At 63.7% G+C, this 20890-nt stretch carries 14 protein-coding genes; 8 read left to right on the top strand and 6 right to left on the bottom strand.

What is annotated here, in order from left to right; all coding sequences use genetic code 11:
* Positions 1-480: 480 nt before the first annotated feature.
* On the bottom strand, positions 481-3855 hold the full coding sequence (locus ACYVL5_RS09130) for an acyl-[ACP]--phospholipid O-acyltransferase (RefSeq protein WP_460595255.1): 3375 nt from the start codon (positions 3853-3855) through the stop codon (positions 481-483).
* A complete protein-coding gene (locus ACYVL5_RS09125; protein WP_460595254.1) occupies positions 3852-4847 on the bottom strand; it encodes an amidohydrolase family protein in 996 nt (331 codons plus the stop codon). Before ACYVL5_RS09125 ends, ACYVL5_RS09130 begins: the two co-directional genes overlap by 4 nt.
* Before the next feature lie 214 nt (positions 4848-5061).
* Between ACYVL5_RS09125 and ACYVL5_RS09120 the strand changes: the two genes are divergently transcribed.
* Positions 5062-6513 (top strand): sigma 54-interacting transcriptional regulator, encoded by a 1452-nt coding sequence (locus ACYVL5_RS09120; RefSeq protein ID WP_460595253.1) that lies wholly within the window; start codon positions 5062-5064, stop codon positions 6511-6513.
* Positions 6514-6721: 208 nt separating this feature from the next.
* On the opposite strand, the gene ACYVL5_RS09115 is transcribed toward ACYVL5_RS09120, so the two are convergent.
* The 3 genes from ACYVL5_RS09115 to ACYVL5_RS09105 all read right to left on the bottom strand — a co-directional run bounded on the left by ACYVL5_RS09115 (position 6722) and on the right by ACYVL5_RS09105 (position 10704).
* A complete protein-coding gene (locus ACYVL5_RS09115) occupies positions 6722-8059 on the bottom strand; it encodes a PDC sensor domain-containing protein (protein ID WP_460595252.1) in 1338 nt (445 codons plus the stop codon).
* Positions 8060-8335: 276 nt separating this feature from the next.
* Entirely contained in the window at positions 8336-8515 is a 180-nt protein-coding gene (locus tag ACYVL5_RS09110; RefSeq protein ID WP_460595251.1) for a hypothetical protein, read from the bottom strand.
* A gap of 92 nt (positions 8516-8607) precedes the next feature.
* On the bottom strand, positions 8608-10704 hold the full coding sequence (locus ACYVL5_RS09105) for a methyl-accepting chemotaxis protein (RefSeq protein ID WP_460595250.1): 2097 nt from the start codon (positions 10702-10704) through the stop codon (positions 8608-8610).
* A 544-nt stretch (positions 10705-11248) separates the two neighbouring features.
* Here ACYVL5_RS09105 and ric point away from each other — a divergent pair.
* The 3 genes from ric to ACYVL5_RS09090 all read left to right on the top strand — a co-directional run bounded on the left by ric (position 11249) and on the right by ACYVL5_RS09090 (position 13703).
* Positions 11249-11968: an iron-sulfur cluster repair di-iron protein gene (gene ric, locus ACYVL5_RS09100; protein ID WP_460595249.1), complete on the top strand. Its 720-nt coding sequence runs from the start codon at positions 11249-11251 to the stop codon at positions 11966-11968.
* A gap of 394 nt (positions 11969-12362) precedes the next feature.
* A complete protein-coding gene (locus ACYVL5_RS09095; protein ID WP_460595248.1) occupies positions 12363-13400 on the top strand; it encodes a cytochrome-c peroxidase in 1038 nt (345 codons plus the stop codon).
* 135 nt (positions 13401-13535) lie between these two features.
* Positions 13536-13703: a hypothetical protein gene (locus ACYVL5_RS09090; protein ID WP_460595247.1), complete on the top strand. Its 168-nt coding sequence runs from the start codon at positions 13536-13538 to the stop codon at positions 13701-13703.
* Between the two features lie 118 nt (positions 13704-13821).
* On the opposite strand, the gene ACYVL5_RS09085 is transcribed toward ACYVL5_RS09090, so the two are convergent.
* On the bottom strand, positions 13822-16704 hold the full coding sequence (locus ACYVL5_RS09085) for a PAS domain-containing protein (RefSeq protein WP_460595246.1): 2883 nt from the start codon (positions 16702-16704) through the stop codon (positions 13822-13824).
* A 366-nt stretch (positions 16705-17070) separates the two neighbouring features.
* Here ACYVL5_RS09085 and dacB point away from each other — a divergent pair, with 366 nt between their 5' ends.
* The 4 genes from dacB (at position 17071) to ACYVL5_RS09065 (ending at position 20882) form a co-directional block, all read left to right on the top strand.
* On the top strand, positions 17071-18528 hold the full coding sequence (gene dacB / locus ACYVL5_RS09080) for a D-alanyl-D-alanine carboxypeptidase/D-alanyl-D-alanine-endopeptidase (protein ID WP_460595245.1): 1458 nt from the start codon (positions 17071-17073) through the stop codon (positions 18526-18528).
* A 130-nt stretch (positions 18529-18658) separates the two neighbouring features.
* The gene (locus ACYVL5_RS09075) at positions 18659-18883 is read left to right on the top strand and encodes a hypothetical protein (RefSeq protein WP_460595244.1); all 225 of its coding nucleotides are present in this window, start codon (positions 18659-18661) and stop codon (positions 18881-18883) included.
* Between the two features lie 360 nt (positions 18884-19243).
* Entirely contained in the window at positions 19244-19873 is a 630-nt protein-coding gene (locus ACYVL5_RS09070; protein WP_460595243.1) for a Pvc16 family protein, read from the top strand.
* A gap of 4 nt (positions 19874-19877) precedes the next feature.
* Entirely contained in the window at positions 19878-20882 is a 1005-nt protein-coding gene (locus tag ACYVL5_RS09065; protein ID WP_460595242.1) for a hypothetical protein, read from the top strand.
* Positions 20883-20890 lie beyond the last annotated feature (8 nt).

Genomic DNA, 20890 nt, shown 5'->3' with positions numbered 1-20890 from the left:
CGGAGCCATCCGGGGCCCGCTATCCCGGCCCTCAACCATTCTGCAAGAGGCTCCCTCACCCGCCCTCCGGGCACCCTCTCCCGGAGGGAGAGGGGAGCACCACCACTGCATGAGGGAAAGTCTACCATATCGGAACCGTTGCCCTCGCGCGCGGTTGGCCCCCCGGCTCTCCACGCCCATCTCCACGCCCATCTCCACGCCCATCTCCACGCCCATCTCCACGCCCATCTCCACGCCCATCTCCACGCCCATCTCCACCCTCCACGCCCATCTCCACCCTCCACCCTTCACCCTCCACCCTTCACCCTCCACCCTTCACCCTCCACCCTTCACCCTCCACCCTTCACCCTCCACCCTTCACCCTCCACCCTTCACCCTCCACGCCGCCTCCCTTAAGCTCACTCCCCACGCGCCCTCTTCCGCGGCGCTCGCCCCGCGGCAATCCACGCGCCCCTTTGGGAGCCGTCGGTGGAGACGCCGCTACCCCCTTACCGCCAGGGCGAGTTCCCTCAAGGCCCGCAGGTCGAGCTTCCCGGTACCGAGGAGGGGGAGGCTGTCGACGGGGAGGTAGCAGTCCCGGGCAGGCTTCCAGAGGTTCGGGAGGGCGCTTTCAGCCAGGCAGCGCTGGAGCCGGTCGGCGTCGGCGGCGTCCTTCACGTAGAGGACCACCAGCTTTTCACCTTTGCGCTCATCGGGGACCGCGGTGACCGCGACGGTGCCGGGCTGCCCGACGCAGGTGAGGAGCTCGTCCTCCACCGCGCCGTGGGGAACCATCTCGCCGCCGATCTTGCTGAAGCGGGAGAGCCGGTCGGTGATCCGGACGAATCCGTCGTCGTCCATGGTCCCGATGTCCCCGGTGACGTACCAGCCGTCCTTCACCGCCTCGGCGGTCTTGTCCTCCCGCCCGAGGTATCCGAGCATCACGTTGGGCCCCTTCACCAGGATGGCGCCCGCCTCGCCCGGCTTCAAAGAAGCCCCGCTCTCGAGATCGACGACCTTGACGGCCACCCCCGGGAGAGGATGCCCGACGCTCCCCTCCTTGGCCCCGTGCTGGCGCACGCCGTCGATCTCGACGTCCGGCACGTTCAGGGAGATGATCGGCGACAGCTCGGTCGCCCCGTACCCCTCCAGAGGGCGGATGGAGAACTTCTCCTCGAAGGCGTCCGCCAGCTTCCCCTTGAGCTTCTCGGCCCCGGTCATCACCAGCCTCAGGGTGGCGAAGTCCTCCTTACTGGCCCGGCGCAGGTAGGCGAGGAGGAAGGTCGGGGTGGCGAGGAGCAGGGTCGATCTCTCTTCCCGCACGATCTGGGCGATCTTCTCGCCATCCATCGGGTTGGGGTGGTAGGCGGCCGAGAAGCCGCTCAAGAGGGGGAACCAGAGGGTGCCGGTGAAGCCGAGCGAATGGAAGAAGGGGAGGGCCGCGCAGATGTTGTCGTTTAGGTTCACGCGGAAGACGGTCCGCAGGGCCTCGATGTTGGACATGATGTTGTGATGGGTCAGCATGACCCCCTTCGGGTCGCCGGTGCTCCCGGAGGAGAAGATGACGGCGGCGACGCTGTCGGCGTGGAAGGCTTCCCGGCGGCAGAGGAGCCGCACCGGGAGAAGGCGCGCCTTGAGAAGGGAGAGGAGCTTCTCGCGGCCGGTGATGGCCCCGGCCACGTCCTCCAGGTAGACGGTCCCCGGCAGGACCGGCAGGGAAGGGAGCTTCTCCAGGAAGGCGCGGGAGGTGACCACGGTGGTGATGCCGCACTGGCTGACCGCCGAGCGGAGCGAGCCTTCGGCGGCGGTGTAGTTGAGATTGACCGGGATCTTGCCGAGGAGCGAAACGGCGAGGTTGGCGAGCGCGCCGCCGACGCTGGGGGGAAGGAGGAGGCCGACGTGCTCCGCCTCACCGGCTATCCCCTCGAGCCGGCCGGCCAGGGCCAGGGCAGCGGCGGCGGTGCGGCCGTAGGTGAGCGACTTGCCGGAGCTGTCGGAAACGGCGCGGCGGTTCCAGTTCTTCCTGGCGGTGGCGAGGAAGCGCGCCTCCAGCGGTGCGCGGTCGGCCTTCTTCGAGTTGAAGTAATCGCAGGAGAGCTCGGCCACCGCCTGGCGCACCTCGACGGCGCTGCTTTCGGCCGGCATGGGGCTTCCGAACAGGATGGTGACCGGGTACGGGGAGAGGGCCGGCGGACGGGAGAGGAGCTTGCCGTTCGCGTAGCTCAGGATGCTTCCCCAGGCGCCGCCGATGTAGACCGGGATGATCGGGTGGCTCGAGTTCTTGACGATCCGCTCGAAGCCGCCGCGGAACTCGCGCAGCATCCCGTTGCGGGTGATCTCCCCCTCGGCGAAGATGCAGACGAGGTAGCCGTCGTCCAGCGCGGTGCGGGCCTTCCTGATGAATTCGAGGATCTCCTTCCTGCCGTCCCCGGAGGAGACCGGGATCACCCCCATCAGCTTGAAGAGCCAGCGAAGCACCGGGGTGTTGTAGATCCGCCGCTCCAGCACGAAGCGGATGCGGCGCTGGCAGGTGGCGTAAAGGAGGAGGGCGTCCACCCAGGTGACGTGGTTGGGGATAAGGAGCGCCGCCCCCTCGACCGGGAGGTTGTGGCCGCCGATGATGCGCAGGCGGTAGAAGCTCCGCATGGCGACCAGTGCCACGAAGCGGAGCAGGAAGTCGGGGAGCACCCGGAAGGTGACCACGGTGAGCAGCAGGGTAAGGGCCCCGATGAGGCTGAAGGACTGGGCGGCGGAGAGCCCCAAGGGGCCGCTGAAGAGCCAGGTCACCGCGGAGGCGACCAGGATGGCGACCCAGTTGACGAAGGTGGAGGCGGCCAGCACCTCGCCGCGCCTGGCCGGCTCGGCCCGCAGCTGGATGAAGGTCTGCAGCGGAAGGCTGAAGAGCCCGGCGCTGATCCCGAAGAAGACGATGATGGTAAGGGAGACCGGGAGGGTGGCCGGGGCCGCGTGCAAAAGGACCGGTGCCAGGGTGAGCCCGGCGGCGCCGATGGGGACGATGCCGAACTCGACGTCGCGGCCGGAGAGCCTGGCGGCGAGGAGCGACCCTGCGCCGATGCCGAGGGCGGCGGCCAGGAAGAGGTAGCCGCTCTGGGCGTCGGTGAGGCCCAGGCGCTCCATGCCGTAGCTGATCAGGTTGAGCTGCGCAAAGGCGCCGATGAACATGAAGTAGGCGAGCCCGACGATGGCGAGCGTGAGGTCCCGGTCCCGGCGGATGCCGGCCAGGGTGGCGAAGATATGGCCGGGGAAGAGATCGATCCGGTGGCCGGGGGCGCCGGCCTCGGTGGGACGGATCCGTCCGGCGGACCAAAGACCTGTGACGGCGACGGCCACGCAGGCGCAGGCGGCGAGCCAGGCGCGCCCGGCGGCCAAACCGGCCAGTACCGAGGCGAGGCCGGTGCCGACGATGATGGCGACGAAGGTGCAGGACTCCAAAAGCCCGTTGGCCCGGGAAAGCTCCTCCTGGCCGACCAGCTCGGGAATGGCGCCGTACTTGGCGGGGGCGAAGATGGCGCTGTGGGTCCCCATCAGGAAGACGGCCGCGTAGATGCCGTACTCGGAGCCGACGAAGAGGGCGATGACCGCCAGGACGGTGACCGCCACCTCCACCTCTTTCACGGTGACGATGACGCGGGACTTGGCGAAGCGGTCGGCCAGGGAGCCCGCGGGAGCGGAGAAGAGGAGAAAGGGGAGCACGAAGGCGGCGCCGGTCATGGCGGTAACGGTCCCGGCGTTGGCGGCACCCTTGCCGATCAGGAAGAAGACCATCACGAGCTTGAGGATGTTGTCGTTGAGCGCGCCGAGGAACTGGGTCAGGTTGAGCCAGCCGAGGCTCTTGGAAACATTGGAGTCTTTCATCTCATGCCTCCTTGCGGGATAGAGAAGAGATCGTTGGTGAGGATTTCGGGGGTGACGCCGAGTGCTTTTTTGAGGGCGACGTCCCTGTCCCAGGGGTTGGCGATCTTTGCGATGGCAATCAACTTGGCGAGCGGCACCCGGAAGAGAAAGGCGGGGGTGAGGACGATGCCGGTGTTGAGAATGGGCATGTCGGTCCCGTAGAGAAGACGGGGGTGCAGCTCGGTATGGGCCAGCAGGCGGGAGAGGTGCCCGAGGCGGTTTAACTGGGTAAGGGCCGAGATGTCGGCGTAAAGGTTCGGGAACTCCCCGCACAGCCGCAGGAAGCGGGCGTGGTTGGATTCCCCGCCGTTTTTGCCGTTACTCCCCGCGTGCGCCGCGATCACCGACACCCCCTGCCGAAGCGGCAACCGCAGCCGCTCCGGATCCCCCAGCTCGTTGCGGGTCCAGGTGAAGGAGCTCTCCTCCCCGGTGTGGGTCAAAAGCGGCAATCCGAGCTCCCCCATGCGCCGATAGAAGGGGACCAGGCTCGGGTCGGCGGGGTCGATCTGCTGGATGGAGGGGAGCCACTTGATCAGCACCGCCCCGTCGGCCTTGGCGCGCTCCAGCCGCTCGATGGCGTCCCGGCGATAGGGGTTGATGCTGGCACCGAAGAGCAGGTGCGGATAGCGGGCGGTCTCGGCGGCCACGAAGTCGTTGGGGATGTACATCTCCGTCTTCTCCATGTCGAGCTCGCCGTCTTCGCCGACCACCCCGTCCATGGCGAGGACGACCGCGGCGGCAACGCGCCTGGACTCCGCCAGGGTGGCGGCCAGCCGCCGGATGATCAAGGCGTCCCCATCCTGAAGTATCTGCTTCTCGGTCACACCGAAGGCTCTCAGGTAGATGCGATACTTCCAGCTGTCACGAAGATCGGTCGAAATGAAACAGCCGCTTCCGCCTGCGCCGATTCCGGCCGTGTGGCAATGGATGTCGATGATGTTTTTCTCTTCCACGGTGCAGCTCCTTGACGTGCAGTGTCTGACGGGATTGCCGCTCTTACTCATTGCTATTACAGCAACCGTGCCGACTATGACTGCCCTGCCCTAACAGGCCGTTTGGCCGATAGAACTTTAAAAAAGACCATGAAAGAGGGGAAACATACAGTAATTTGCATTGACATAATTTGTACAGTTGCAGTACATAAAATGCATGACAGTCAGCAAGGATATGACAGTATCGGATTGGGAGTTCCTGGAGCAGGTAGCTAAGGCGGCCTTCTCCAACCCGTTCGGGAAGGCCCGGGACGAGCTCGACCTCGTCATCGGAGGAGCGGCACCGGGTGCCCCCGCCGAGACCGTTCTCGATGCGGTGGTGAAGAGCGTCGACGAGCGGGTGGCGGACCTGGTGGGCCAGGGGAAGGGAGACATCCGCCGCTACGAGGGGAAACGGCGGGAGACGCTGCAGAATTTCCTCCTCTTCCACGTCTTCCACCGCTACGCGGAGGAGTTCGACCGGCTGATCCAGCTGCAGATGGAGGCGGGGGACACCCCGAGGAGGGTGACCTTTGCGGGGAAGGCGCTGGCTGAACTGGCGCGGTTCGGCTTTGCCGGCCAGGAGGCGGTGCGCTTCTTCTCGATCTTCTACCAGCTCAGGCGCGCCTACTTCTTCATAAAGAACGGGCTGGTCGGGAGCTCCCCTTCCATGCGGGAGCTCAGAAAGCACCTGTGGGACTGCGTCTTCACCCATGACATCAGGTGGTTCGAGGCGCGCTTTTGGAACCGGATGGAAGACTTCTCGCTCCTTCTCCTGGGGGAGACCGGGACCGGCAAAGGGGCGGCCGCCGCGGCCATCGGGCGCTCCGGGTTCATCCCCTTCGATCCGGTCAAGGGGACCTTCACCGAGAGCTTCACCAGGAACTTCGTCTCCATCAACCTCTCCCAGTACTCGGAGGGGGTCCTGGAGTCGGAGCTCTTCGGCCACCAGAAAGGGGCCTTCACCGGCGCCATCGAGAACCACGCCGGGCTCTTCAGCCGGTGCGCCCCCCACGGGGTCATCTTCCTCGACGAGATCGGCGACATCAGCGCCCCCATCCAGATCAAGCTTCTGCAAGTCCTGCAGGAGAGGATCTTCTTCCCGGTCGGGAGCCACGAGCCGAAAAGGTTCAGCGGCCGGGTGATCGCCGCCACCAACCGCTCGCTCACCGAGCTCTGCGGCAGCGGCACCTTCCGGGACGACCTCTACTACCGCCTCTGCTCGGACGAGATCACCCTCCCCCCCCTGCGCGAGCGCCTGAAGGAGGATGCGGGCGAGCTCGACCTGCTGCTGTCGAGCATCCTGTCACGGCTGGCGGGGGAGTTCTCCGAGCGGGAACGGCAGCTCGTGAAACGGGTCCTGGAGAGGGATCTCGGGCGGGATTACCCCTGGCCGGGGAACGTGCGCGAGCTGGAACAGGCGGCGAAACGGATCATCCTGACGGGACACTACCAGGGGAGAAAAGGCGGGGAGAGAAGCGACGAGGCAGGCAGCCTCGCCGCCGGGATAGCGGAGGGGAGCTACGACGCCGAGGGGCTTTTGACCAACTACTGCACCCTCCTTTACCGGCGGTTCGGGACCTACGAGGAGGTCGCCCGCCGCACCGGCCTCGACCGCCGGACCGTGAAGAAATACGTGACCAGGTAACCCGACTCCCTCCAGGGGAGGTACCGGACGCCGGATGAGGGTGGCTCCCCCCTGACCTCTTTTTACCAGAGTACCCTCGCCCTTCAGGGGGATCGGGGTGAGGGAGGCTCCCAAATCTTCCCTCACCCGGCCTTCGGCCACCCTCTCCCGGAGGGAGAGGGGATGACTATACAAGGGTGGCCGAAGGCCGGGTGAGGGTGCCTGCGCCTTACCCCTCCCCGTTGTCCCGACTCCCTCCTTGGGCGGCATCCTCTCCTTCCGCACCTCGCCGAATCCGCCCCACCTCCCCCCTCTCGAACCTCCCGAGGCTTTGGTGGAAAAGGCGGGTCTGTTCGGCGGAACAGGCCGGGCACATGCCGTGGCTGAAGGTGGCATCGGAATTCTCGGTGATGTACTTCTCCACCTGCTCCCATGACTGCTCGTCGGTGCGCACCTTCTTGCAATAGGAACAGATGGAGATGATCCCCTCCAGCCGCCTGACGCGCGACAAGGCGGCGTTGAGCTCCTCGTTGCGCTGTTCCATCTTCTCGCCGTAGCGGCTCGCCTGGGCACGCAGCATCTCGCTGATCTTACCCTGGCGCAGCGTCCGGGCCGCCACCACGGTGGCTATCATGAAGACTCCGAGCAGGGCGAGTTCGATGGCGGCTTCTTTGCGCCAGCGGGCGAGGTAATCGCTGGGGGAGGCGGTGGCGAAGACGTAGAAGGGGTAGTTGGCCGCCTTGCGGAAGGTAACGGTCCGTTCCCGGTGGTCGCGGGCGAAGACCGTATTGTAGGTGGCGGTGACCGGGTGCAGCCTGATCATCTCGCGGGTCTTTTCCGAGATGACGTCGGAGCCGATCTGGCTTCCCGGCTCGAGCCCCTTCGGTTTGAGGGCCACCAGGTGCAGGTCCTCGTCGCGGATCCCGATGGCGCCGTGCGGCCCGATGTCGAGGTGGGCCAAAAGCTTCTCGAAGTAGCTCACGTCGAAAAGCCCCAGCACGCCACCGGCGAAGGAGCCGTCGGGACGGTTGATCCGGGTGGCCAGCACCAGCATCCAGTTGCCGTAGACCTTCCCCCTCAGCAGCCGGGACATGATCAGCTGCCCGTGGGGAGCCTCGCGCAGGCGCCTGAAGTATTCGCGGTCGGCAACGGTGGTGGTGGTTCCCAGCGGGGGATCGAAGCCGTAGCGGATGTTCCCCATGGCGTCGGTGACCCTGATCCCGTAGAGCTCCGGAAGGAGCGGAAGCTCACCTGCGATGTACCGGTTGAGGTGGACCGCTTCGATCCCCCCCGCCGCGATCTCCTCCTCGGCCTCGCGGGCCACCGCCGCCAGCCCCACGTTGATCTTGTCCAGGATGTTGCAGAGGTTGCCCTCCATCCCGGTGACCATGTTCTTGGTGGTGATGACGGCCAGGCTGCAGTGGTGGCGATGGCTCCGCACCAGTGCATAGCCGACAATGACGGAGACCAGGAGGTTGACGAAGACGGTGACGGCGACCAGCCGCCGGAAAAAGCCTTCCGCCTCCCGTCCCGCCAGGGCCGGCTCGCTCAATGGTGCCTGCTCCATAAGGTGCTCCACTTTTTGCGAAACGGTTGAGAGAAGCTGGACCGCAGAACCATGAGGTTGTTCCCTCATTGCGACATCACCGTCAGGATTACCCGGGTAACGTACTGGATCAGGAAAATCGCCGCAGTGGAAAACATATACCGCATCATTGTATCGGTGTCACGAGCGAGCGGAGAAGTTTCTCATGACAGCGCAAAGAAAAACCGGGCCCTTTCAGGGATCCCGGTTGCGTCCTCTATCAGGTGGTAGCGGAGTGTGTATTTCAGTCAAGCTTCGTCAGACAGAACGCCCTTTCCTGCCTGCCTGGATCTTACCGTGAGCGGTTATCACGTGGACGTTGTGGTTCGGTTCACGCCGCATCATCATCTCGTGCTTCTTGGGAACGATCGGCGTAAAGGTGGCGTGTTCCGTCGTCAGTTTCTTCTTCGGTTCCGTCGGCTTTTTCATACCTTTCATGACAGTCACCTCCCCTCCTGATATTAGAAGTATATCATCCTTTAAGGTAACCATCCCAGAAGAATCCGCGTCTGACCCTGTCGGTGCTCCGGCTAAAGCTTGAAGGCGCCGGTTCCCTGCTGGAGGACGTCGACCTGCTCGGTGAGGTGCTGGGCGCCCATTTCCAAAAGCGCCGCCGCCTGGAGGCACTTCTCGGCATCCGAGCCGATCTCGGCCACCGCCGCCGCGATCTGCAGGCTGTCCTGGGCCTGGGCCGCGCAGGCTGACTCGATGATCCTCGACATGGAGGAGACGTCGACCATGGAATCGGCGATCGAGCGCCCGACCTTGCTCTGTTCTCGGGTGGCGGCGCGGAACTGGGTGGCGAGGTACTTCATGTTCTCCGAGGCCGACAGGATCGCCTCCTTGGCCGCCGCCTGCTCCTGGATGGACCTCTCGATCTTCTCCGTCATGTCGGTGACCCGGTCCATGGCCTGCCGGATCAGGGTGGTCCCTCGCGCCTGTTCCTCGGTAGCGGTGGCGATGCCGCTTATGTGGCTGCGGGCGCTCGACACCCCGGTGACGATCTTTTCCAGCGCCGCGCTCGAGCGCGTGCTCAGCTCCTCGCCGGCCACGATACGGTGATCGGTCTCCCGGATCACCGCCACCGCCCGCTCGGTCTCCTTCTGGACGGCCGAGATCAGGTCGGCGATCTCGCTCGTCGAACGTGCCGTCCCGGCAGCCAGGGTCTTGATCTCGTCGGCCACCACCGCGAACCCCTTGCCGTGGACGCCGGCCTGGGCGGCGATGATGCTCGCGTTGAGGGCGAGCAGCGCGGTGCGGGTGGCGATGTCGTCGATCACCGACGAGATGGCGCCGATCTCCCTGGTCCGGGAGGTCAGGTTGGCGATCACCTCGTTGGTCACCTCGGAGGCGCTCCGGATGTCGTGCATCCCCCGGCGCATGTCGGCCATCGCCTGGGCCCCCTTCTGCGCGTCCTGCTCGACGAAAGCGGCGATCTCCGCCGTCTGCAGCGCGTTGCCCCGGACGTTGTTGGTGGCCGCTTCCATCTCCATGATGGAGGAGGCGGTCGTCAGGGAGGATTCCACCAGCGCACGGGTATGCTTCCCGATGTCGTTGGTGGCGGCGGCGCTCTGCATGATGGCCGCGGTCACCTCTCCGACCAGCGAGGTGAGCTTCTCCGCGTTGAGGGCCACCTCCTCGGCGCTCGCCGTCATCTCGAGGATGGACGAGGAGGAGTCGGAGGCGGCCTGCGCGAGGCGTTCGGTCTCGCCCCCGATCTCCTTCGCCTTCCCGGCGATCTTTTCGACGTGGACCGCGGTTTCCGCTACCTTGCTCTGCTGATGCCGGGCCGCCGCCAGGGCGTGATCCGCCTCGGCGGCCAGCCGGTCCGAGATCTCCTCGATGGCTCCGGTCGACCTGGTCACCCGGCCGATCATGCCGTAAAGCCCCGCCACCATGGTACGCAGCGAGTCGAGGAGCTTCCCCGCCTCGTCCCGCCCCCCTTCCGGGATGGAGACGGTCAGGTCCCCCCTGGCCACCGCGCCGGTGACGGTCACCGCCTCGCCGAGGGGGGCTAGGGCCAGCCGGGCGAACCAGACCGCGATGCTGCTGGCGACCAGGGTGAAGGCGATGGCCAGGGCGATGACCACCAGCCGGGTGTGCTCGAAGGACTCCAGAAAATCCGCCGTCTTCACCCCGACGTAGAGCGCGCCGATGACCTTGCCGTCGGCGTCGCGGATCGGGTCGTAGGCGGTAAAGTAGGGGGTGTTGAGGATGGGGGCGATGCCGCGGTACGATTCGCCCTTGCGGAAGACCGCGTCGTAGGCGGGACCTTTCAGCTTGGTCCCCACCGCACGGCTGCCGTCTTCCTTGATGACGTTGGTGGCGATCCGCTCGTCGTTCATGAACACGGTGGCGGTCCCGCCGCAGATCTTGGCCACCTTGTCGGGAAGCTCGTTGTCGTTGTTGAGGACGTAATCGCCGGCCATCAGGCGGTTGCCGGCGATGTGCAGGGGCCCCTTCTGCCGGACCAGCTCCCAGAAGGTGTTTATCCTGCTTTCCTGCGAGGTGGTGGCAACCCGCACCATCTCCTGGCGCATCTTCATAAGCGACAGGCAGGTAGTGACTGTCACCGCGGCAACTACTATGCAGACGGTGAGAGCGGTTATCTTTTTAACTATAGTCATTTCCAATATTGTTCTTCGCTCCATGACAATGGTGTCGAACTGTTTTCCGCTTGTACATGCAAATAAAAATGCTGTATACGGTACGAGCAGATCAGTATCATCTGCATGGTGTATACGTCATTTTTACACACAGATCTAATACGCTCACAAGACATTACCATATCAGGTGATAATTTTAGGGGCCAAAATGTATACCATATCGCTATGAAATCACAAGCATTTATTTGGTACATCTTGTAAACAGTATTGATGGTTTCTGCGCGACAGCAAAAAAGCCACCGGTCACATGACCGGTGGCTTTTTTTACGAAAGAAGAGATGGCGGAAGTCCGCCCCCTCCCCGGAGGGCGAGGGCATAGCTACCTCAAGGGCCCCTTGACGGGGCGTTGATTGGCGGATGAAGGAGCGGGCGATCGGGGGAAGGAGGGTTCTTTGACCTGGATCATAATTTTTTCCGCTACCGGTGCTACCATGGCATCAGGAAGCAAGGGATCGCTACCCTTCGCAAGGCGGCTGCCCAGGCGGCGGCCAAGGAGCCAGACACCATGAAAGAGAATGCGGTAATTACTGAAACTGTGACGGTCGGCGAAATAGTTGCCAGAGATATCAGGACGGCCGGGGTCTTTGAAAGATACGGGATAGATTTCTGCTGCGGAGGCAACATCGCGGTGGCGAAGATCTGCCACGACAAGGGAATCGACGTCCGCGAGCTTGGCCGGGAGCTCGAAAAGGCGTCGGCAGAGCCGATCGACCGTAGCCACAACTACAACGCGTGGGAGCTTCCCTTCCTCGCCGACTATATCGTCAACACCCACCACGCCTACCTCAAGGAAAACATGGCGACCATCGACGCCTACGCGACCAAGATCGCCCAGGTTCACGGTGACCGTCATCCCGAGGCGGTGAAGATCGCGGAGATCTTCTCCAAGATTGCCGCCGACATGGCGCTTCACCTGCGCGAGGAGGAGGAGATCCTCTTCCCGGCCATCAGGAAGCTTTCCGACAAAAGGAAAGCGGGGATGGCGCCTGACTCCGCCGATCTCGAATCACTCAGGGGGACGCTGACGACGGTCACCCACGAGCACGACGAGATAGGCGAGGCGATCCACGCCATCCGGGACCTCTCCGGCAATTACCGGGTGCCGGGCGACGTCTGCAACACTTTCATGGTCACCTACCAAAGACTCAAGGAGTTCGAGGACGACCTGCACACGCATGTCCACCTGGAGAACAACATCCTCTTCCCCAAAGCGGCGAAGCTCTAGAAAGAAGGAGATCTACCCATGACCATCATCGTACTTTCCGTGGCCTTCCTCTGGACACTGACCGCCGCGGTCTCGCTTTGCCCGTTCCGGCACCACGACAGAGCCGGCGACAACTGAAGCCGCCCCTCGCCCGATCCGGCCGATCAAAGCCCCCGGGACTCTCTTCATGGAGAGCCCGGGGGAATCCTGCCCGCCCCCCCTTTCCTGGCGTCACTCCCCCTTTCTGGACCTCTTAAAAGCCTTTCCGCCACACTCTCTTTGTAGGTTTTGGCTGGACACTCAGAGAGGTCGATCTAGAATTGACTGGTTGCCTCGAACACACGAGTCTCAGTCATAGATCCGCCTGCGGTGTGCGCGACACTGTCAGGCGAGAAACGACAGAAGGAGGAGTATTATGCGAAGGTTACTTCCCGGTTGTTTCCTGGTACTGATGCTCACCGCCCAGGCTTTGGGCGATGACGGCACCCTCAAAAAGGCCCGCGGGCACTTCTCGCCGCTCCCCGCCTCCCCTCCCAAACTGGCGAAGGCCCAGACATCTCCCGCCAAGGTAGAGCTCGGCAAGATGCTCTACTTCGATCCCCGCCTCTCGGCCTCCAACCTGATCAGTTGCTCATCCTGCCATAACCTCGGACTGGGAGGGGTCGACCTCCAGGAAACGTCGGTCGGCCACGGCTGGCAGAAGGGTCCCCGCAACGCCCCCACCGTCCTTAACGCGGTCTTCAATGCCGCCCAGTTCTGGGACGGCAGGGCCAAGGACCTCGAGGCGCAGGCGAAAGGGCCGGTCCAGGCCGGGGTGGAAATGAACAACAAGCCGGAGCGGGTGGTGGCGACCCTGAAGAGCATCCCGGGGTATCCGCCGCTTTTCAGGAAGGCCTTCCCGGCCGATTCCGATCCGGTCAGCTTCGACAACGTCGCCCGGGCCATCGAGGCGTTCGAGGCGACCCTGATCACCCCGGGAGCCCCCTTCGACCGCTACCTGAAGGGGGACCAGAAGGCGCTGACCGCCACGGAGAAGAGCGGACTCAAGCTCTTCATGGACAAGGGATGCGCGGCGTGCCACGGCGGCGTCAACCTGGGCGGGTCCGGATACTTCCCGTTCGGGGTCAAGGAGACCCCGGCCAGCGAAGTGCGGCCGGCATCGGACGTCGGGCGTTACGCGGTGACCAAAACCGAATCCGACCGCTACGTCTACAAGGCCCCCTCGCTGCGCAACATCGCCCTGACCGCCCCCTACTTCCACTCCGGAAAGATCTGGGGGCTCGAACAGGCGGTCACCATCATGGGATCGTCCCAGCTCGGCATAACCCTCCAGCCGGGCGAGGAGAAGGAGATCGTCGCCTTTCTCCGCACCCTGACCGGCAGGCAGCCGCGGATCATCTACCCGATCCTGCCGCCGAGCAGCGACTCAACGCCGAGACCTCTGCTCATGTGACATAGCGAAGCCGCCTTCACTCTCAGCTTCCATCACGGACACTCTCAGCCGGAGCCCGCACCCTGTTGGTGAGTGATGTGGTGTATAATGTGGTTCATGAGAGGTGGGAGGTGCCACTTCGAGGAGGTGTACACGATGAAAGGAAGTACGTCTCAAGGTCACAGCAAGATCTGTGCGATTGACAGCAGCAAGCTGATCAACAAGCTCTCTTCCGATGCCACCGCTTACTGCAGCAAATGCGGCGCGAAAGCTCACGACCCGCAAAGTCTCTGCAGCCCGGTGACGCTCTCCGGCGGAGGCTGATCCATAGGCTCCCAGAGCCTGCCACAGAAAGGGCCCCCCGTTCGCAATGGAACGGGGGGCCTTTTCATGCCGGGAGACGATGTATCTCATGCCGGGGCGCGGCGTATCCAATGCCGGGTCACGGCTGGTCGAGCACCTCGCGCAGCTTCTCCAGGAGCTTTCCCGGAGAGACCGGCTTCTGGAGGAAGTGCAGCCCCTTGTCCGCCAGCCCCGCCTTGGTGACGATGTCGTCGGTGTAGCCGCTGATGAAGATGGCCCGGACGTCTCCGCGCAGTTTCTTGATCTCGTTGTAGGCCTCCCAGCCGTTCTTGCGCGGCATGATGACGTCGATCATGACCACATCGACCAGGGCCCCGCGTTCATGGAATTTCACCACCCCGTCGGCGCCGTCGACCGCCTCGATCACGCGGTAGCCGTGACGAAGCAGCACCTCGCGGAACATCAGGCGGACCTCGGCGTCATCCTCGACCACCAGCACGGTCTCCCCTTTGCCGTGGCGGACCTCCCCCTCCCCGCCGCTTCGATCCTGCGCGATGCCGGCCACCAGCGGGAGATAGACCCAGAAGGTGGTCCCGACACCCGGCTGGCTCACCACGTTGATGAACCCCTCGTGCTGCTTCACGATGCCGTAGGCGATGGAAAGCCCGAGCCCGGTCCCCTTGCCCACCTCCTTGGTGGTGAAGAACGGCTCGAAGATCCGCTCCAGGGTGGCCGCGTCGATCCCGGCCCCGGTATCGGTGACGGTGAGGATGGCGTAGTCCCCCTCGGCGCCGTACCCCTGCTCATCGATGAAGCGCCTGTCGACCGAGGCGGAGCCGGTGGCGATGGTAAGCCGCCCCACCCCGTCCATCGCGTCCCGCGCGTTGCCGACCAGGTTGAAGAGCACCTGCTCCAGCTGGCCGCGGTCCGCCCTGATCATCGGGGTCTGCTTGGAGAGCTCGATGGAAAGCTGGACGTTTTCGCCGATGAGGGAGGGGAAGAACTTCTCGGCCTGGGTGACCACCGCGTTGAGGTCGAGGAGCACGGGGTTCAGGTCCTGCTTGCGGCTGTAGGCGAGGAGCCCCTTGGTGAGCTCGGCGGAGCGGTCGGCCGAGGTGAGGAGCAGGTCCAGGTATTCGCGGCTTTGCTCGGAGAGCCCCTCATCGGAGCCGATCAGGGTCCCGTACCCGATGATGGCGGTCAGCCGGTTGTTGAAATCGTGCGCGATCCCGCCGGTGAGGGTGCCGAGCGCCTCGACCTTCTGGGCGTTGCGCAGGTGCGTCTCGACCTTGCGCTGCATGGTGACGTCCCGGAAGTTGACCACGGTGCCGACCAGGCGGTCGTCCCGCAGGTACGGGCAGGAGACCCGCTCGATGATGCGGCCGTCGGTGAACTCCATCATGATCGACCATTCCCGCTCGGGCTGCCCCATCATCTCCGCCAGCCGGCGCCGGAAATCGTCCGGGTCCTTCAACTGGGCCAGCACGACCTCCAGCATCGCCCGGTAGTCGCGGGTGGCCATGATGGAATCGGGGATGCCGACCAGCTGGGGATACTTCCGGTTGTGCATGACGGTCCGCTTCTCGAGGTCCAAGACGAGGATGCCGTCCACGATGGATTCCAGGGTCGCCGTCAGCAGGGAGAGGGTTTCGCGGTCTTTCTCCTCGAAGCGCCTCCTTTCGCTGATGTCCCTCACGAAGCTGCAGACGAGCCCCTTGTCGTTGTACAGGAGGTAGTTGGAGCTCACCTCGATCGGTATCCTCCGGCCGTCGGGTGATATCGCCGTGAGCTCGTTGGTCAAGGAGCCCTTCTCCATGAGGGTCGCCCAGCGCTTGGCCCATTTCCCGGCGTCATACTCTTCGACCAGGTCATAGACGTAGAGGCTCTTCATCTCCTCGGGGGAGCGTCCGAAAATCCCGCTCAGGCTTTCGTTGGCGAAGATGAAGCGGCCGTCCTCCTCGATCCAGCTGATTCCGTCGCGGGAATGCTCCACACAGTTGCGGGTGAAACGGAGCTCCTCATCGGCAAAGCGGCGAGCGGTGATGTCGCGTGCCATCCCGGTGGTCCCCACCACCTCGCCTTTACTGTTGAAGATGGGGGTCTTGATGGTTTCGATCCAGCGGGTACTGCCGTCGGAGCCGACGATCTGCTCCTCGAACTGCCTGCTCGTCCCGCTCTGCATGACCTCGCGGTCGTCGGCCCGGTATGCCTCGGCGAACTCACGGGGCCAGATGTCGAGATCGCTCTTGCCGATCACCGACTCCGGAGTCTGGGAGCACGCCCTGGCAAAGGCGGCGTTCACCGCAACGAAGCACCCCTGCTCGTCCTTGATCCAGGCGAGATCGGGAATGATGTTCAGCATCGCCCTCATCTTCTGGTCGCGTCGTTCCAGGGCGCGGGTGGCCTGGCGTCCGAACTGCACCGCGAGCAGGGAAAAGAGGACCAGGAAAACGTTGAGGATGAGGCACCCGATGACGATCCGCCCCTTCAAGGTATCGTAGAGGGCGAAGAACTCGCCTTTCTTGACGCCGACGTAGATGGCGCCGATCACCTCCCCATGGCTGTCCCTGATCGGGTCGTAGGCCGCGAAGTACGGCACCCCGAGGATGGTGACCTCGCCCCGGTACTCCCTTCCGTACTTGAAGATGGCGTCATGGGCCGGCCCCACCAGCCGGGTACCGATCGCGCGGGTGCCGTCCGAGGTGATGACGTTGGTCGCCACCCGCAGGTCCCCCTGGAAAATGGTGGCGGTACCGCCGAAGATGTCGCGGATGTGGTCGGGGAGGTCGTTATTGCCGGTCAGCAGGTAGCTTCCGACCCAGAGCTTACCGTCCCTGATCTCGAAGGCGTCGCCCTTCTCGTGCAAAAGAACCTTGAAGGCTTGGAGCCGCTCCTCCTGCTCGTGCTTGGCGTCGATGATCGCCTGGGTCCGCAGTTGTGCGAGAAAAACCGCGGTCGCCGCGGTGAGGGCGATGGCCATAACGATGAGGTTGATGACAAGGTAGCGGGTACGAACCTGCATACGCTCTCCGATAGGAGGTGAAGTCATTACGGGAAGAAGAAGCGGCTGGCAACGGCACCCGGCCAGCGATGGCGGGCGTAACGGGGAGGGTGAACGTTGCAGCAACAACGGTGACATTTTAGCCGCTCCCGGAAATATTTGTATACAAATGTTTCAATGACGACAAATATGACATTAGCGACATTACAGATAAGTCACCGCTCACCGGCGCCGGCTGCCGCCGCTATGACTGGCGCTCCCTCCTCCCTGCGGGGTGAGATAGTATCCGTCGTGACCGGTCGAATATCCCCCCCAGGAGAAAAACGATTAACTCCGTCTCGCGAATGTGCTATCTCTTCGAAAACTTCACCGGCTGAAGGAGATCTCTTGAGGATATCCGTCCCCATTGCCGTTACCGTCGCCGCCATGCTGGCCTTCTGCGTGCCGGCCTTTCCTGCCCACGCAAGCGACCGGCTCACGCTCCAGGCGGCCACCCCCCCGGCACTCTCATCGCTGCAACGCGAGCTGGACGGTATCGTCCGCAGCGAGCTTTCCCCGTACACCAACGCGGCGATCAAGGTCTTCTCCCTGAAGAGCGGAGAGACGCTCTACGAGCACAATCCCCGGCTCCTCGTGACCCCCGCGTCCAACCAGAAGCTCTTCACCGCCGCCACCGCGCTGTCCGTTTTGGGAAAGGAGCGGGAGGTGATCACCACCGTCTCCGTCGACGACGCCTGGGGAACGATCTTTCTCAAGGGATGCGGGGACAGCCTCCTGACCGGCCGCGACCTCGTCGAGCTTGCCACGGCCGCCTCCGAGAAGCTCGATCGCAACCGGCCGTACCGGGTGGTCGCGGACCTCGCCTGTTTCGACGACCTCTACTGGGGAAAGGGATGGATGTGGGACGACGAGCCCGAATCGGACGAGATGTACATCACGCCGTTAGCTCTCGACCACAACACGGTGACGGTCACCGTCACCCCGGGGAAGGAGGCGCGCATCCCGGCGACCGTGGCCCTGACGCCCGAGACCCCGCTGGTCACGGTGAAGAACTGGACAGTGACCGGCGGCCGTGAGGACGAGGTGACCGTCAAGGCGACCCGGCGGCCCGGGGAGCGGGAGAACGTCATCACCGTCTCCGGCGTGGTTCCCGTCGGGGCGGACCCGGTCGTGAAACATCTGTCGGTCTGGAAGCCGGAGCGGATCGCGCTCGCCATCTTCGCGGACGCCCTTAGGGCCCGCGGCATCACCGTCACCGGGCTGGACACCAACTACACCACGCCGCAAAGCAGGGTGATCGCAAGAAAGAAGCGCCCGCTCGGCGACCTGGTTGCCTTCGGGCTTAAGGAAAGCGACAACCTGTCGGCGGAGAGCCTGATCAAGCTATTGGGGATGGTCTCCACCGGGCAGCCCGGTTCGGCCGAAAACGGCGCCGTTTCCATCAGGCTCTATCTCGACAGGCTCGGCATCCCCAACGACAAGATGGTCATCGCCGACGGCTCCGGAGTCTCCCGCTACAACCTCACCAACGTGGAGACCATCATCCGGCTGCTCGAGGCCATCTACCGCGACCAGCGGATCTACCCGACCGTCTACAACGCGCTGCCGGTCGCCGGCAGGGACGGCACACTGGCACATCGCATGGCGGGCACGGCCGCCGAAGGCAACGTGCGGGGAAAGACTGGCAACATGACGGGGGTCTCCTCTCTCTCGGGATATCTCCATACCGCCGACGGCGAACCGCTCGCCTTCTCCATGGTCATAGAGAACTTCGTGGGCCCCGCTAAGCCAGTGCTGGAAATCCAGGAGCGCATCCTGTCGATTCTCTGTGGCTTTCACAGATAATTAGAATTCTCTAAAATTTTCTTGAAAAATGATTACAATATGTTACAGTTTCTCATCTCCACGATAAGAACCGGTTGTTACCGGTGGCGTTGACAGATCAGCTGTAAGGCACACTCACAGGGAGGTCCCGATGTCCTTGTCCATCCTCTTCGTCTGTCTTGGCGTCAGTTTTGTCTGTGCTCTTTGCGTGGTCGCTACCGTCATGTTCTTTGTGGATAAGCCTGCCGCCACCCCGGTCAGCCCGTACCGGCGGGCCCGTCCCCAAGGGAGAAGGGGCCACCTCGCCACTACCCGGGCCGGGGTAACCAAAGGGGAGATCAGCGAACCCCTTACCGGCAGCGAAGCGTCACACTGACTCCCGGTCACCACCCGCCGTCCCACCACACTCACAAAGGGGGGCCTTGTCTTCACAAGGCCCCCCTTTGACATTCCTGCCTCTCTTTTCTCCTTCCGATAAAAATTATAGAATCCTCATTGACAGACGCAATTGTTGTATTAGAAATGTATAATACTCGGCGAGCTCCAGTCCCACGTCGCTCATTGCGGTTGCACGCGACCGCCACCTGCCTGAGTACCCGCACTGATTCACGTCGATGACATAGAGACGTTTTAAAGCGCCGGATTACCCTGGCGAGCAGACAGCATCGCACGGCCCTGGTGACTCGGTCCGCGCCGTTTATGGCAGTAACCTCCGTTTCATCACCAAGAGAGTGCCATGATCTCACACGCCTTGACCATCGTCGCCAACGAGCTGAATGCGTTTCTGGCCGACGCCTTCAGCGCGACGACGCCCCAAGCGAAGCTGGGGAACATCGCCGAGGGGTTCGCCTCGGGCGCCGGCGGCACCGGTCTGGCCAGGGACCAGGTCTACCTCTCCATCGTGAACCTGAAGGAGGAAAAGACTCTCAAGAACGTCCCCAACTATGTGAGAAACGACGCCACCCTCAGGGTGAGCTACGAGAATCCCCCGGTCTTTCTGAACTTCATGGTGCTCTTCACCTCCGCCTACTCTGAGTACACCAACGCGCTCTTGATGCTCTCCCGGGTGATCAGGTTCTTCCAGACCAGGAACACCTTCGACCAGGACAGCGTCGCGCCCACATCGATCACCGACGGGAGCCCGGTCAACGACGCCGACAAGCTGGAGACCTTCAAGCTGACCTTCGATCTCTATTCCCCCACCATGGAAGAGGTCAACTACCTCTGGGCCACCCTGGGAGGGAAACAGTACCCGTTCGTGCTCTACGTACTGAGGATGCTCGACCTGAAATACAAGGCCATCAGCCACGAAAGCGGCCTCATCACCGAGGTGGTGGGCGATTTCTTCCAGAAGAGCCCGGTGTGAAGACATGGAAACGGTGACCAACTCATACCGGCGGCTGTTCGAGGTACGCCTCATGCACCATTACTGGCTGGACGACGGGGCCACCATCTTCGACCTGATCGCCGATCAGGACCGGCGCACCGGGAGGCTTTTGACCTACGACGTCAGGAGGTTGCTTGCCATGGCGCCCACCGCTTCCACGGCCGCCGCCATCGCCGGTTTCGGCGGGGTCTGCAAGGAGACGGGGCTCGGGATGGTGGTGGCGGTGCCGCCAGGGGCGTCGATCCCCGCGGACACCACGCTGGAATTCGCGGTGACCGTCAGGGACAGCGACTTTTTCAACTACACGGCCCTCACCTTGAGGCCCCGCAGGATCTACGAGATCTTCTACCAGCCCGAGAAGAAGGTCTACCGTTACAAGGAGAACGTCCCCCTGCTCTCCAACCTGACCGGCGCCTTCAGGAACCTGGGGGCGAAGACCCTCTTCCTGTCGCAGGAGTTCCCGCCTTTGGCGGCGGGTGACCCGGTCGAATCGCTGGTGGCGTCGCTTCCCGCCCTGGAGCAGTTGACCAGCGACCAGCCCGGGGCGGCGGTCAGGCAGATCGCGCCGGACGTGAGCGCGGTGCCGGTCTTCCTCAACCAGGCAGACATCCCGGCCATCGTGCCGCCGCCGGGACTGACCGGGGCTCCGCCCCAGGGGGTACTGCTGGGGGACGAGCTTCCCGACGACCTTTTCGCTCTCGTGCGGCTCACCGCCGTGCGAACCGGCGACCAGGATTTCAGCTTCGTGGACAACGCCGGCCACCCCAAGGCCGACCACCCGGTCTTCGAGGTGAGGCTCAAGAACCGCTCCACCACCTGGAAGTATCTGAACAAGAACACCGGCGCCGTCATCTCCCAGTCTGCCGCCCCCTTGCCGCTCACCTTTTTCGGCAACGCGGGAACCGGGAGGAAGCCGTCGGCGGGGGTCGTGAAGCCGGCCTTCAGCGCCAACCGCATCACCGATCTTGTTTCCGAGATCTTCATCTAACCGCCAAC

The organism is Geomonas sp. Red276, assembly GCF_054784495.1.
This window is presented reverse-complemented; position numbering and strand designations above follow the sequence as displayed.